The organism is Colwellia sp. BRX10-4 (genome assembly GCF_014077465.1).
Classification (GTDB): domain Bacteria; phylum Pseudomonadota; class Gammaproteobacteria; order Enterobacterales; family Alteromonadaceae; genus Colwellia_A.
The window spans coordinates 170,450-184,416 of record NZ_JACGVZ010000003.1 but is presented as its reverse complement, the minus strand read 5'-3'; the positions used below and the strand labels follow the sequence as shown (position 1 = coordinate 184,416).

At 37.6% G+C, this 13,967-nt stretch carries 13 protein-coding genes; 5 read left to right on the top strand and 8 right to left on the bottom strand.

The annotated features are described in order from the left end of the window. Positions 1-16 precede the first annotated feature (16 nt). From H4J67_RS04870 to H4J67_RS04855, 4 genes are all read right to left on the bottom strand, one after another. The gene (locus H4J67_RS04870) at positions 17-778 is read right to left on the bottom strand and encodes a tRNA-uridine aminocarboxypropyltransferase (protein WP_182203047.1); all 762 of its coding nucleotides are present in this window, start codon (positions 776-778) and stop codon (positions 17-19) included. A gap of 116 nt (positions 779-894) precedes the next feature. Beyond that, entirely contained in the window at positions 895-1,905 is a 1,011-nt protein-coding gene (gene galE / locus H4J67_RS04865) for a UDP-glucose 4-epimerase GalE (RefSeq protein ID WP_182203045.1), read from the bottom strand. Between the two features lie 359 nt (positions 1,906-2,264). Then, positions 2,265-2,933, bottom strand: coding sequence for a GntR family transcriptional regulator (locus H4J67_RS04860; RefSeq protein ID WP_070375969.1), 669 nt, complete (start codon positions 2,931-2,933; stop codon positions 2,265-2,267). Positions 2,934-3,532: 599 nt separating this feature from the next. After that, positions 3,533-4,426: a hydrogen peroxide-inducible genes activator gene (locus H4J67_RS04855; protein WP_182175820.1), complete on the bottom strand. Its 894-nt coding sequence runs from the start codon at positions 4,424-4,426 to the stop codon at positions 3,533-3,535. A 247-nt stretch (positions 4,427-4,673) separates the two neighbouring features. Here H4J67_RS04855 and H4J67_RS04850 point away from each other — a divergent pair, with 247 nt between their 5' ends. The 3 genes from H4J67_RS04850 (at position 4,674) to H4J67_RS04840 (ending at position 7,927) form a co-directional block, all read left to right on the top strand. Further along, positions 4,674-4,952, top strand: coding sequence for a peptidylprolyl isomerase (locus tag H4J67_RS04850; protein ID WP_070375959.1), 279 nt, complete (start codon positions 4,674-4,676; stop codon positions 4,950-4,952). A gap of 40 nt (positions 4,953-4,992) precedes the next feature. Continuing rightward, positions 4,993-5,352 carry a hypothetical protein gene (locus tag H4J67_RS04845; RefSeq protein ID WP_182175821.1) on the top strand — a complete coding sequence of 120 codons (360 nt, stop codon included), beginning with the start codon at positions 4,993-4,995 and terminating at the stop codon, positions 5,350-5,352. Between the two features lie 343 nt (positions 5,353-5,695). Then, entirely contained in the window at positions 5,696-7,927 is a 2,232-nt protein-coding gene (locus H4J67_RS04840; RefSeq protein ID WP_182203043.1) for a M4 family metallopeptidase, read from the top strand. Positions 7,928-7,988: 61 nt separating this feature from the next. On the opposite strand, the gene msrQ is transcribed toward H4J67_RS04840, so the two are convergent. The 4 genes from msrQ to H4J67_RS04820 form a co-directional block, all read right to left on the bottom strand. Further along, positions 7,989-8,582, bottom strand: a complete 594-nt coding sequence (gene msrQ / locus H4J67_RS04835) for a protein-methionine-sulfoxide reductase heme-binding subunit MsrQ (protein WP_182175823.1) — start codon at positions 8,580-8,582, stop codon at positions 7,989-7,991. 81 nt (positions 8,583-8,663) lie between these two features. After that, positions 8,664-9,683: a protein-methionine-sulfoxide reductase catalytic subunit MsrP gene (gene msrP, locus H4J67_RS04830; protein ID WP_182175824.1), complete on the bottom strand. Its 1,020-nt coding sequence runs from the start codon at positions 9,681-9,683 to the stop codon at positions 8,664-8,666. A 102-nt stretch (positions 9,684-9,785) separates the two neighbouring features. Then, positions 9,786-10,148: a glutaredoxin gene (locus H4J67_RS04825; RefSeq protein WP_182175825.1), complete on the bottom strand. Its 363-nt coding sequence runs from the start codon at positions 10,146-10,148 to the stop codon at positions 9,786-9,788. Positions 10,149-10,268: 120 nt separating this feature from the next. Continuing rightward, positions 10,269-10,820 carry a DUF2058 domain-containing protein gene (locus H4J67_RS04820; RefSeq protein WP_182175826.1) on the bottom strand — a complete coding sequence of 184 codons (552 nt, stop codon included), beginning with the start codon at positions 10,818-10,820 and terminating at the stop codon, positions 10,269-10,271. 182 nt (positions 10,821-11,002) lie between these two features. Between H4J67_RS04820 and H4J67_RS04815 the strand changes: the two genes are divergently transcribed. Both H4J67_RS04815 and H4J67_RS04810 read left to right on the top strand, forming a co-directional pair. Next, positions 11,003-13,414 (top strand): penicillin acylase family protein, encoded by a 2,412-nt coding sequence (locus H4J67_RS04815; protein WP_182203041.1) that lies wholly within the window; start codon positions 11,003-11,005, stop codon positions 13,412-13,414. Positions 13,415-13,466: 52 nt separating this feature from the next. Beyond that, positions 13,467-13,859, top strand: coding sequence for an MAPEG family protein (locus H4J67_RS04810; protein WP_182203040.1), 393 nt, complete (start codon positions 13,467-13,469; stop codon positions 13,857-13,859). The last annotated feature ends 108 nt before the right edge of the window (positions 13,860-13,967 follow it).

Below are 13,967 nucleotides of genomic sequence, written 5' to 3'. Positions count from 1 at the left end.
CTAATAATCGACAAAACTATTTAGTGCCTTTTAGCTCAACATTATGTTTTTTAGTATAATCAAGATAGTCTTCTAATGCTTGTGGATTACCTCGGTTCTTCTGGCATACACTTTTTTGATATTGATAACTAAACATATCAAACCATTGATCTAATAATTTTGCGTTTACTGGCTCTTCTGCCATTGCTAACATTCTTGCGGCAACTTCTGCGGTAGCAAACTGATAGTTTTCTTCGGCAATGCGTATTTGATAGCGAGAGGTATTAGCCGCTTCGTCAAGTAAATGTGGGTCAAAAGCAGCAATGGGAAATTGGTTCAAGTAAGGACTTTTACGAAACATTTTTTTCGCTTCACGCCAGCAACCATCCAACATAACAAAGAGTGGTCTTTTACCTGAAGGTATGGTCATTTCATTACAAAAAACCTCACGTTCAGCCTGTGCATATTGTTGTGGAAAAACAACATAAGGTTGCCATTGCTCGTCGTTTAAAATGGCTAACATTTCTTTATTTTCTTTAGTTCTTGACCAAAGAAATGCAAAGGTATCTGGCACGACATCAGCAATTAACTTGCCTGTATTACTCGGTTTTAGTACTTCGGTATCATACATCAATAATAAAAAACCGGCATTACTGGTAGATTTTGGCGAATATGAACAAATACAATGAGGTTTTGCTAGACGACATAAGTCACAACGTAAAACGCGTTGTCCACGAGACTTGTAAGTCGTCGTGCTCAGACTCATACGATAATGATGAAGTTTATGTACAGCGTGCATAAGTGTAATTAAGACCAATTAAAACATAAAAAAATAGCGGCAATTAGAGCCGCTACTTTAGTGATTTTTAGTTTGATGTGCAATGCTTAAAACTGCGGTTTACTGAATAAGTTAACTTACTCAAACCCATTGGGGTTTTGTGACTGCCAGCGCCAAGTATCAGCAATCATAGTATTTAAATTGCGTGTTGCTTGCCAGCCTAATAGGCTGTTTGCTAATGATGCATCAGCGTAAACAGTGCCAATATCACCCGCGCGGCGCGGCACCACTTTATAGGCGATATTTTGACCACTAATTTGCTCAAAAGTATTCACTATTTCTAATACTGAAGTGCCATTACCCGTGCCGATATTAATCGCTTTACAACCTTGTATTTTCGTTAAACTTTCTAACGCTTTAACATGACCAATCGCTAAATCTACCACATGAATGTAATCGCGAACACCTGTGCCATCTGGCGTGTCGTAATTATCTCCAAATACTTGTAGTTGAGGTAAACGCCCTACTGCCACTTGAGCAACATAGGGTAATAAGTTATTAGGAATACCGTTAGGGTTTTCACCAATAGTCCCCGATTCATGTGCGCCAATCGGGTTAAAATAACGTAAGCAGGCGATTGACCATTCACTATCACTTTTTGCTAAATCAAACAGTACATGCTCAACCATTAACTTAGTTTGACCATAAGGGTTAGTCGCAGAGGTTGGCATAGTCTCATCTAATGGTGATGGGTTATTCTCACCATAAACCGTCGCTGAAGAACTAAAAACTAAATTTTTAACACCATGTTTAGCCATAACTTGAAATAAAGTAACAGAGCCTGAAACATTATTTTGATAGTAACTCAGTGGTATTTCGTTGGACTCACCAACCGCTTTTAAGCCAGCAAAATGCACAACAGCTTCAATATCATGTTCTTTGAAAACAGCATCAAGCGCAGCTTCATCACAAATATCAGCTTTAATGAAAGTGACTGTTTTGCCGGTAATTGCTTTTACGCGATTAAGGACTAAGGTAGATGAATTTGATAAGTTATCAACGATGATAATATCTTTATCTAATTTAAGTAACTCTACCACGGTATGACTACCGATATATCCAGTACCACCGGTGATTAATAAACTCATTTTTAGTCCTTTTTTAAATAGATTCGTAATCTTAAAGCCGCCATATTGATACTGAAATTCATTCAGGATGACGATGGGAAAGTGATACTTTATTTAATCACTATATTATGAGGGATATTCTGACACTGTCGCGATAAACTTACTAAGGATTTTTTGAATAATTAATATCTCTACCGTGTCTGCTCGACTGTTAACCTTAGCCTTAATGCTTAATATTATCAGACTAAATTCTACGAAAAAATATTATCAGTGATTTAATACACCCCAAATAAGCATAGTGACCGTTATGTTCTACTATCCAGCAATATAAAGTACAGACAAGACTTCGCCACTACTTTATTAGTTTGGGTGAATTAACATCATCCTTCTGCTAGCTCTCTTGCACAAAGGAACGCTTTTATTTCATCACGAGAACCCAAAATATGCTGTTTTAACAAAGCAACAGACTTTTCAATATTACCTGCTTTACATAAAGCGAGTAATTCATTGTGTTCAGATTCTGCTTTTGAAATACCCCCTGCCCATAATAAATGCATGCGAATATAACGGTCTGCATTTTTATTCAAGGTATTTACTAAGTCTTGTGTTTGCGGACGATTTGCCCCTGAGTATAAGCAATTATGGTAATCAGAATTTAATTCACTCCAGGTATTAGCAGCATTCTCTTTACCAAGCGCTTTGTCTAATTTCCCAAGAAGTTCTGTCGCTTCGTCAAGTTTTTCAACCGTAAGACGAGGGATTGATGACGCCAACAAATCAGCTTCCAACATAGCCCGTAGTTCAAATAACTCATCAACTTGACTAGCATTTAGCTCGGTAGCTGTAGCGCCTTTATGCGGTTCAAAAGCAACTAAACCTTCAGCTTCTAATTGTAGTAACGCTTCACGTACCGGAATTCGACTAACATTTAACTCTTCGGCTAATGCCGCTTGCCGTAAAGGTTGCCCTGCTTGAATTTCGCCACTGAGGATCTTCTCTCTAAGGGTTTCAACAACTAACTGAGTTCGGGTTTTATAAACAATGGTCATAAAGTACTTCTCTTACAAGTGTGGTGACATTATAAGGGTTTATTAACTAAAAAAAAGCGACTAACAAATATTAGCCGCTTATTGTTGTTATCCATGAAAGTTATAACTTCAAAACCTACTGACTTAATAATGTAGTTAGTGACTCATCGGTCATATTTTAATAACCAATGGTAAATGGAGGCGTTTATTAGCATTCCCAACAGTGATTGCAATTATTTAATTAGCGCTAAGAAAAGTAGCAATGGCTGAAATCACTCATTTTAAAAGCCCTTTACTTGTCTTTGAGAAGACCTCAGCTAGCACTATTAAGTGTCAATTTACCCATAACCTTTTTAATTATCTATAAAATAAAGACTATCCAAATAGTTAAGAATTCTTTAAGTAACACTATACAATATTAAATAATAAGATAACTAATAACACATTATCAACATAACCATAATAACAAGTAAAATAAAAATCAACTTATGCTAGAACAAACAAAGACCACTTAACTATACATAATTAACTAGCAAATAATTAACTAGCAAATAATGATTTAGCTATTGTTAAATAAATCGTTACCTTAAGCTGAGTTATCGATTAGTTAGTTTGATTAATTAAATTAATAAGTCAGTTATCACAGCTGACAATTGATTATATAAAACATTTCTCATTGACGTTTTTCGCCATAACACACCAATTTCTCGATAATAATCTTGGTCTAATGGTGCTATGGTTAACCCCTCATTTTCCCCAATATTTTTCTTTACCGCCATTTCAGGCAAAAAAGTAAAACCTTGATGAAAAGCGGTCATCTGTACTAATGTTGATAAGCTTGACGCAGAAAAAGAATGAATACGCGATTTATCAGCAAGTTTACATGCTGACAAGGCATGTTCAGTAAGGCAATGCTCTGATGATAATAGGAAAATACTCTGTTCCGGTAAATGTTTATAACTGTCTGTTTGTTGAAATGTCTCTACTAGCCTTTTATTACCTGCCATAAAAAACCTGTCTTTACCTACTAATCGACAATGAAAATTATTTACTCCTATTGGCAACGCTAGAATCAACACATCTATTTCACCATTATTAAGCATATTCATTAAGTTTTCAGTGGTATCTTCACGTAAAAACAAGGCTAAATCAGGAAGTTTACTTTGGCAGGCGCGCACAAAATCAGTTAAGAGAAATGGCGCAATCGTTGGAATACAACCAATACTTACGGTGCCGGTATACTCACTACCTTGTTGTTTTGCAAAGCTGACTAATTCGTTGGCCGAGACTAGTAACTGTCGGGATTTCTCAACAACTTCAATGCCCTGAGTCGTAAATAAAAAAGATTTGTTGTCACGTTCAATTAATTGACAATTTAGCTGTTCTTCTAATTTTAGAATAGCGCTGCTTAAGGTTGACTGACTAACAAAGCATGCACTAGCTGCTCGATGAAAATTTTGTTCTTGGTAAAGCGCAATTAAATAGCGTAAATGTTTAAGATTCGGTAAAAACATAAGGCAAAGTCCAAAGGGTAATGACGATTAATTTATCACATCACAATTAAATAAAACGATTATGATTTAACAAACACCGAATAAGGACCCGAGGACAAAAGTATAAATTTATTGTTAACTTGTCATTTTAATCAATAAACCGAGTATAAAGTTGATGAATATTAATTCAATCCATCGATTTCTTTAATTTTTTCTAAAGATACGGTAAAGTTAGAGGATTAATTTACACCATCATATAGGAAGCAACATGTCACAAGCATCAGCACGTCATTTATTAGTAGATACAGAAGAGCAATGTTTAACGCTTAAAGCACAAATCGAAGATGGAGCAGATTTTGCGGTTGTAGCGCAGGAGCACTCAAACTGTCCTTCAAAAATGCAAGGTGGAGATTTAGGATCATTTGGCCGTGGTCAAATGGTACCAGAATTTGATGAAGTGGTTTTCACTGCTGATTTAAACACAGTTCAAGGACCAGTAAAAACGCAATTTGGTTATCATTTATTAGAAGTAACGGCTCGCTCTTAATAGTCAGCTTGCTTAAAAATCGATAAAGGAAAGGTTATCAATGGCAAAAATTATAATATTGATGTTTCTTTTATCGATTTCAAATCACTGCCAAGCTAATTCTATTGCAATTGACGCGGTAAAAGCAGATGAAAAAATAATTCATTACCTTGCTGATAAATCTATCACTAACTTTCAAATAACTTACCAGCAACTCGAGCTTGGTGATATTTGTGGATTTGTTGGTTGCCAATGGCGAAAACTCGTTTCTGTCGTCGTAACGTCTAGAAGTGCTAATGCACCATCAACAACCATTGTCGCGCTTGTTGAAGGCATAGTACCTAACAACCAAGAACAACCTAAGGTTACCTTTGTAACGTTAAACAATAGCCTACCCAACACGCTAACCTTTATTAATTAACGAACGCGTTAATACCTTATTAATTTGTTAGATACTTTCATTATTTTCTCGAATCTTTATTTATTTTTCCTTATATAAATCATTGCCTATTTCACAAATATCACTTCGCATAAATTTTTTTAAACAATAATTTATTGATAGAGTTGTTAATTAAATATTAATAATAGATCAATTTGTTGCTAAAGATGTTAAATCAATGTTACGGTTGATTTGTCAGCAAAGACTGGCTAAAAAATCCTCAAGGCCATTGGAGGACAAATTAATCAAAGGAATGAGGGAGGAAAATAAAAATATCACTTGGCTTTTAATGCAAGTATAAATTAAGTAAAATTAGGAACACTTAATGCAAAATAATAATAAGATTTCTCAACTTTCATTCCTTATTGGCGCAGCACTTACCGCTGCAACAATGAACGCAACAGCTGTTGAAATGAGCGCCAGTTCACTGCAACAAGAAACAAACACCGGAACACCGGTTATGGCACCAGCAAGCCCAAGTCCAGTGCTTGGAAATTACCCGCTGGTAATCAAAAACCCTGCAGAACAAGCCTTTCAAAACATCATTTCAAATCAAAGCTCATACGGCTCAGTTGGTAATGAAAAATTTAAAGTTCGACGCCAATGGACTGATGAATTAGGTAAAAGCCATACTCACTTTGATCAAACGATTAACGGTATTAAAGTTTATGGTACAAGTATGATTATGCATACTAATTCGCCAATAAATACTTTTAACGCAAGTAATAGTGCAAGTAGCGTTTATAAAGTTACGGGTAAATTAGCCACTAATTCATTACCTTCGTTTTCAGTAATGAACAACGCTAGTGCATTAAGCAATGACTCTGCACAAGCACTGGTTGCTGCTGAAAGTGTTGGAGACGTGTTAAATATTCCAGAGCTTGCTTACGTGTACCTACCACTTTCAGAAGAAACTAAACTCGCTTATAGACTAGAAGTATCATGGGATAATGGCGGTGAAGACTTTGGTCGTGATTTTATATACTTTGATGTGAATACTTCTGAAATCTTAGCGAGAGAGCCACAAGTACATTCTGCTAAAAATTGGCGGACATACACGCTTAATGGCGGTTCGGCAAACTCGGCTCCAGGTACTTTGTTATGTACTAACACACAAAGTTGTGGCAGTAACGCCGCAGCACAACGTGTACATGATGGCGCGTCAAAAGTGTATGACTATTATCAAAGTAAATTTGGTCGCGACAGCCTTGATAACAATGGAATGACACTCGTATCTAGTGTTGATTTAGGCGTAGTTAACGCTTATTGGACGGGCTCACAAATGATGTATGGTCAAGCATCTGGTGGCATGAACGACTTTACCAGTGACTTTGATATCATAGGTCATGAATTAACACACGGTGTCACAGATAAAACGGCAAACCTAATTTATGCCAATGCATCAGGCGCCTTAAACGAAGCTTGGTCAGATATTCTTGGTATCTCAGCCGAAGCTTACCGTAATGGCACAACAAGTTCTTCATGGTTATTGGGAGATGGTTTATATAACACTCAAGGTCAGGCCTTACGTTACATGGATAATCCAACTCAAGATAATTACTCAAAAGATTGGTACCCAGAGCGCATTCCTTTTGTAAGTAACCCAAGTAATAGTAATGACCAAGGTGGTGTTCACGGTAACTCAGGTATTGCTAATTTAGCTTATGTTTTGTTGGTAGACGGTGGTACTCATCCGCGCAACAAATCAACGGCACAAGTACCCAGTATAGGTATGGCAAAGGCCGAAAAGATTTTCTATCGTGCACTTGTTACCTACATGAATCAAAATACTAATTTTGCGGGTGCAAGAGCGGCAACAGCTCAAGCCGCACAAGATTTATATGGTGCTACCGAAAAAACAGCAGTAGAAACGGCTTGGTGTGCTGTAGGTGTTGGTGCTTGTCCGACAACAGGAACACCTCCAACGGGTAATGTATTAACCAATGGTGTTGCTGCCACGAACCTAAGTGCGTCAACAAATGCAGACGTTGTTTACACGATGGAAGTTCCATCGGGCGCAACAGATATCAGCTTTTTAACAACGGGTGGTTCTGGTGATGCTGATATGTATGTTAAGTTTGGTTCAGCACCTACCGATTCAAGCTATGACTGTCGTCCTTATAAAGGCGGAAATGTAGAGTCTTGTGCAGGTACATCAACGGGTGGAACATATTATGTTCGAGTCAAAGCCTATTCAGCATTTTCGGGAGTTAGCTTAACAGGTAGTTTTACAGAAGCTGCTACAGGAAATCCTGCGCTTAATGGTTCAGAGTCGAATGTTGCTGTATCAAAAGGACAGTGGAAGCGCTTTACTCAAGTTTTACCTGCAGGTTATGCCGATCTGACTATTAGCCTTTCAGGGGGGTCAGGTGATGCTGACTTATATATTCGCCGAGGAGCACAATCAACAGCTTCTGCCTATGATTGTCGACCTTATAAAAATGGTAACAATGAAAGCTGTAGCTTTACAACCCCTGCTGCAGGTACATGGTATATAGATATATTTGGCTATAGTACAGCTTCAGGTATGACATTAACATTGCAAGCAAATCCATAAAATTATTTATAATCATTACTTTATAAATAATAAATAAGTTAAGACTAGCCGGTGCTTTTGGCTAGTCTTTTTTTATCCACTTATTTAGTTTTTTAAAACGAAGTGCTAAAAGAAGAAAAGTAATAAAAAGATAAATACTCGGTTCTATGATTTCAGACTTTACCGACCAATAAAAATGAATCCCAACAAGAACAACGGCTAAGTAAACCCAATTATGGAGCTTTTGCCAATTTTTACCCATTTTTTTTCTTAATAACGAAACTGATGTTATCGCAAGCGTTAACAAAATCAATAAGCCCGCCATACCAATAGTAATATAAGGTCGTTCAAGTATTTCACTCACAAATAGTGACCAATCAAACTGCACTTCAAACACTAGGAAATTGGTTAAATGTAGGAAAGCATAAGTAAAGCTATATAAGCCTACTAAACGGCGAACTTTTAATAATATTGATATTTTAAAACGCTTACTTAAAGGCGTTATCATTAAACTTAACAACAATAAATTAAACGCACCAATACCGGTAAAGTGAATAATGGCTTCAACTGGGTCAGCGCCTAGTTGATCAGTAAAAGCCAGATAATAAGCATTGGCTAGCGGTAAAAAAGCCGCAAGGTGGACAAAAACTTTAAACAAAATAACTTTATACTTCATAGAGATGATACGACTCAAGTTATTACTACAGATTAGTGGGGCAATAAAGCCCCTACTCACGATTTTACCCTGTCGCTATTTTTAAAAGTTTTTTCGTAAATCAAGGTTTCTATATAGATCGGCAACTTCCTCACCGTAGCCATTAAAAGGCAAAGTATCGATACGGTTACGCGCAAACAATCCGCCAGAAGTTAATCTTCGTTCACTGGCTTGACTCCACCTTGGATGGTCAACTTCAGGATTAACATTGGCATAAAAGCCGTATTCGTTAGGGGCTAAAATATTCCATGTTGACGCAGGAGGATGTTCAACAAATTTTATTGCAACAATCGACTTAATACTTTTAAAACCATATTTCCATGGCACCACTAAACGGATTGGCGCACCATTTTGTGCTGGTAATGTTTTGCCATAGAGACCGACACTCATTAGGGTAAGTGGGTTCATCGCCTCATCAATACGTAACCCTTCCACATAAGGGTAATCAATACCGCCGCCCATTCGCCTACTTGCTTGTCCGGGCATTTGCTCTGGGTCGTGTAAGGTTTCAAAAGCAACATACTTAGCTCGAGAGTTCGGCTGTGCCTTTTTTAATAGTTTTGATAATTCAAAGCCAACCCATGGGATAACCATTGACCAAGCTTCTACACATCGCAGCCGATAAATGCGCTCTTCAAGGGCAAAACTTTTCGTTAAATCATCTAAATCTAAAGTATAAGGCTTATCACACTCACCACTTATCGTGAGCTGCCAAGGTTTAATATTGAAGTTTTGCGCATTATTAACGGGATCGTTTTTACCTATACCAAATTCATAAAAATTATTATGACTGGTTACCTTAGCTTCAGGTGTCAGCACTTCAGTATTATTAGTAGCGTCAGCCGTGAACTTTAAAGGATAACGTTGAAAGGTGTTTTCTGGTTCTGATGAAAAAAAATCTAAACCTTGGGCGTTTACAGTGCTAGATATAGTTGAAGATAATAAAGTACCGGCACCGAAGAAACCCATTTGCTTAATAAGCTGCCTACGCTTTAAGTAAACACTTTCGCTGGTAACTTGATGTTCTTTTAGTGCAGATTTTCCAGGAGATTTAATTAACATATGGCTACTTCTCAGGTTATTAATTAACTAACGATAAACCAATAGACCCGAGAAATAGAGAAATACTTCATTATTTATAAAATAATATTACTGTCCTATCAATTAACGGGCAAATTGATGTAAATAATCAATCACAGCAGACGATTCATATAACCAAGTAACCTTTTGGTTTTCATCAGTGATTTTCAAACAAGGTACCGTACGTTTTCCACCTTCTTTGATTAACTCTTCACGATAATTTTCATTTTGATTAATATTACGTAATTCGATATTTAAACCATCGCGTTTTATAGAACGACGAACTTTCACACAAAAAGGACAAGCGGGTAATTGATATAAGCTCAAGTGTTGAGTGCTTGTATCTATTTCAGCTTGCAACTGAGTTGTTCTTTTTGGGCCGCTCGGTGAAAAAACAAAATTTAACAATAAGATGATACGACCAATAATCCAGCGAACAATAAACATAAATCAACTTCTCTTTATTTAAAAAAAACACTAGACTGTCTAAAAACAGCCACCCTAATTTTGCGCGAGTTTAACATATCTACTTGGTTAACACTGCTTTCATTTTGCACAAATGGCTATCTACCACATCATATCGTCAGGAATTTGATAATCGGCATAAGGATCGTCAGCTTCAATTAAATCACTTTCCACTTTATCATTTTGTACTAAAATAACACTAGCATCTAAAGTCGCTACTTTTGCTGCGGTTTCTGCTGTGACTAAATAGCTCTGTTCAGTTAACCCACAAACCGCTAATCGGCCATTAACTAAAGCTCTATGGGTAACCGCGTTAACAAATAACTTTTTAATTTTACTGTTAAAGGTGTAATTATATTCTGTTTCACCGGTAACATTTTTTATTTGATGGTGTTCGAGTATTTGTTGAATACGTAACATTTTTTCTTTGTTGGCGAGCTGTTGCTTTCTTTCTTCATTGAGCGCGGTGTCTTTCGCCAATTTTTCTTTTTGAGCTTTAGCTAAGTCTTGCTTTACTTGTTCTTGTAAACTTTCGTCTTTTGCTACGCCACTGCGTTTTTGTTTATTTGATTTACGCTGGCTTGTATTTGCTTGTCGCGCTTTTTGCTTAGTCGTTAAGCCTGCTTTTAATAGCTGATCTTGTAAAGATGCCATACAAACTCCTTAATTAGGTTTATCAATAGTAATTATTGCTATTCTATCGGGAAAAATAGCAATAAAAAAGTAGCTCGGCTTTTCTTTGTACATAAACCGATAATAATCTTCTATCATTAAATATTAACTTTATAAATAATAAGGTAATCTAGCACGTCTAAATATCCTAAATACACCACATTATGAATAGATTTAAACATATATTAATTGGTTTCTTGCTGATCTTATTTTTAGTTGTTACAAGTTTAGGTACTTGGATTTACAGCCAAATTGATAGCGCGTTACCGGTACTTGAAGGAAAGCGAACATTACTTGGCTTGAGTGATACAGCCATTGTTGAGCGCGATAGTCAGGGTATTGTCACCATAAAAGCGAAGAAACGTAACGATGTTGCAGTCGCCACAGGGTTTATACATGCCCAAGAACGTTTTTTTCAGATGGACCTACTGCGCCGTAATTCAGCAGGCGAACTCGCCAGCTTATTTGGCGAAAAAGCCTTACCACATGATAAAGAGATCCGCCGTCATCGCTTTCGTGAGCGTGCTAGAGCGATAGTTGCACAACTTCCTAAAAAAGATTTGGCCTTACTCAAAGCCTATACCCGTGGTGTGAATCAGGGCATAAATAATTTAAGCTCACCTCCCTTTGAATATCTATTACTTCAACAGGCTCCTGTTTCTTGGCAAGAAGAAGACACCATATTAACTGTATTAAGTATGTACATGGACTTGCAATATGCGGCAGGTGACCGTGAAAGAACGTTAGGAAATATAAAAAAAACCTTAGGTGAAGATGTCTTTAAATTTCTTAATCCTAAAGGCAGCATCTGGGATGCTGCCATTGATGGTAGTCAGTATCCATCAAGTAAAATGCCAACACGTGCATGGCCTTCAGCCTCATCGGAACAAGATGCTTTAGCTGCTAATGCGGTGCTAAATTTAGTAACAGATACACCTGAGCAAAAATATCAAGGTGAGGAGTTCCCTGGTTCAAACAACTGGGCGGTATCGGGGAAAATAAGTAAAACAGGAAGTGCCATTGTCGCTAACGATATGCATTTAGGAATACGCGTACCAAACACTTGGTTTCGGGCAACCTTTGAATATCAAAGCGATAACAATAAAGCCATCAAAGTAACAGGACTGACCCTCCCGGGAACACCTAATATCATTGCTGGCAGTAACGGTAATATTGCATGGGGGTTTACTAATAGTTACGGCGATTGGAGCGATATAATTATTTTAGATACCAATGTAGATAAGAGCCAATACTTGACACCTGCTGGCTATCAAGACTTTACTGAGCATAAACATGTTATTGCGGTAAAAGGTCAAGACGCACAGGAAATCATAGTCAAAGAAACAATTTGGGGGCCCGTTATAGGAGTGAACAACAGCCAACAGTTATTAGCTTATCGCTGGGTTGCACATGATGTAGAAGCCGTAAATCTGCACCAAACTCAACTCGAATTAGCCACTAGCGTTGACGAGGCATTTAACATTGCTAACCAAGCAGGTATTCCGGCACAAAATCTAGTTGTCGGAGATAAAGCGGGAAATATTGGCTGGACAATCATGGGGCCTATTCCAAAAAAATCCTCCTCGTTTGGCGAAACACCTACACATTGGGGTGACGGTATCAATCATTGGCAAGGATATTTAAAAGCGGATCTGTATCCTAAAGTTAAAAATCCGCAAAATAACCGTTTATGGACCGCAAATGCTCGTGTGGTTGGCGGTAAAATGTTAGAAAAATTAGGCAACGGCGGTTATGCACTTGGTGCAAGGGCACAACAAATCAGAGAAGGATTACTTGCAAAAGAGGTGTTTTCGGAACAAAACTTACTTGATATTGCGCTGGACGACCGCGCCATTTTTTTAAAACGCTGGCAGAAATTTTTAATTGATAAAGTACTAACACCCGACGCTATTATCAGTCATCCGCGTTGGCAAGCAGTGAAAGAAACCCTTAATACTGATAATTTATGTGCATGCACAGACTCAGTCGCTTATCGCCTTGTTAATAATTTTCGCTTGAATGTGCGTAATGATGTTTTTAGTCTACTCAACGAAAACTTAACTCACTTAGATAATGGCTACTCTTTTCACACCATTCGCCACCAAGTAGAAACACCGCTTTGGCAAATGATTAATGAACAACCAAGCAACTTTTTATGGTTGCCCGAAGATAACTGGCAAAAAGTTTTTGAGCGAGCACTCTCTACCACCTTAACGGATATGACCCAAGACCAACCATTAGCTAAAGCGACTTGGGGGCAACAGAACACCAGTAAAATACAACACCCACTTAGTAACGCTATACCCTTTATTGGTCGTTGGTTAGATATGCTGCCAATACCTCTTGCTGGCGATAGCTATATGCCTCGTGTACAAGGAAAGTCTTTTGGTGCCTCTCAACGTATGGTGGTTTCACCGGGTCATGAGGCATCAGGAATATTACATATGCCAACCAGCCAGTCTGGCCACCCGTGGAGCCCTTATTATGGTTTAGGTCATGATGATTGGGTACAAGGAAAGCCCTCACCTTTCTTACCGGGTGAGACAAAATACACACTGACATTACTGAGCTATTAAGTTAAATTTTCAACACTAAAATTACTATCTACAATATAAAAAGAGGAAAAGTATGACGATTCTTATCTGGTGTTTATTTACAGCCACTCTATTGCCTTATTTAGCTAAAGCCCCTGTTGCAATTGCTATGAGTAAACTCGATGGCTATGACAATAACCATCCGCGTGCGCAACAAGCAAAACTAACTGGCTTTGGGGCCCGAGCACTCGCGGCTCACCAAAATGCATTTGAATCACTGATTATTTTTGTCCCAGCGGTTTTGCTCGCAATAACCACGAATACAATAACCGACAGTGTAACTTTCTTAGCAATTACCCACGTTATCGCTCGAGTGGCTTACAACTTATTATATTTATTCAATATTGGACTACTGCGTTCAATTGTCTGGGGAGTAGCAACCGTGTCTTCTTTTACCATTATTTGGCAATGTTTTCCACAAAGCTAAAAATCTATTTCTATTATAGATTTTTTTAATACAAGCCTTTAGCAATAAAGGCTTGAACAATTTCTTCGCCCTCGCTACAGTAATGCTATATATCCTAGCTAATAGCTT

What these genes read in the sequence shown, in the direction of transcription:
- H4J67_RS04825 (WP_182175825.1), bottom strand. Translation starts at nt 10,148, where the DNA reads ATGTTTATTGTTCGCTGGATTATTGGTCGTATCATCTTATTGTTAAAT.
- msrQ (WP_182175823.1), bottom strand. Translation starts at nt 8,582, where the DNA reads ATGAAGTATAAAGTTATTTTGTTTAAAGTTTTTGTCCACCTTGCGGCT.
- H4J67_RS04860 (WP_070375969.1), bottom strand. Translation starts at nt 2,933, where the DNA reads ATGACCATTGTTTATAAAACCCGAACTCAGTTAGTTGTTGAAACCCTT.
- H4J67_RS04850 (WP_070375959.1), top strand. Translation starts at nt 4,674, where the DNA reads ATGTCACAAGCATCAGCACGTCATTTATTAGTAGATACAGAAGAGCAA.
- H4J67_RS04820 (WP_182175826.1), bottom strand. Translation starts at nt 10,820, where the DNA reads ATGGCATCTTTACAAGATCAGCTATTAAAAGCAGGCTTAACGACTAAG.
- H4J67_RS04845 (WP_182175821.1), top strand. Translation starts at nt 4,993, where the DNA reads ATGGCAAAAATTATAATATTGATGTTTCTTTTATCGATTTCAAATCAC.
- H4J67_RS04840 (WP_182203043.1), top strand. Translation starts at nt 5,696, where the DNA reads ATGCAAAATAATAATAAGATTTCTCAACTTTCATTCCTTATTGGCGCA.
- msrP (WP_182175824.1), bottom strand. Translation starts at nt 9,683, where the DNA reads ATGTTAATTAAATCTCCTGGAAAATCTGCACTAAAAGAACATCAAGTT.
- galE (WP_182203045.1), bottom strand. Translation starts at nt 1,905, where the DNA reads ATGAGTTTATTAATCACCGGTGGTACTGGATATATCGGTAGTCATACC.
- H4J67_RS04855 (WP_182175820.1), bottom strand. Translation starts at nt 4,426, where the DNA reads ATGTTTTTACCGAATCTTAAACATTTACGCTATTTAATTGCGCTTTAC.
- H4J67_RS04810 (WP_182203040.1), top strand. Translation starts at nt 13,467, where the DNA reads ATGACGATTCTTATCTGGTGTTTATTTACAGCCACTCTATTGCCTTAT.
- H4J67_RS04870 (WP_182203047.1), bottom strand. Translation starts at nt 778, where the DNA reads ATGCACGCTGTACATAAACTTCATCATTATCGTATGAGTCTGAGCACG.
- H4J67_RS04815 (WP_182203041.1), top strand. Translation starts at nt 11,003, where the DNA reads ATGAATAGATTTAAACATATATTAATTGGTTTCTTGCTGATCTTATTT.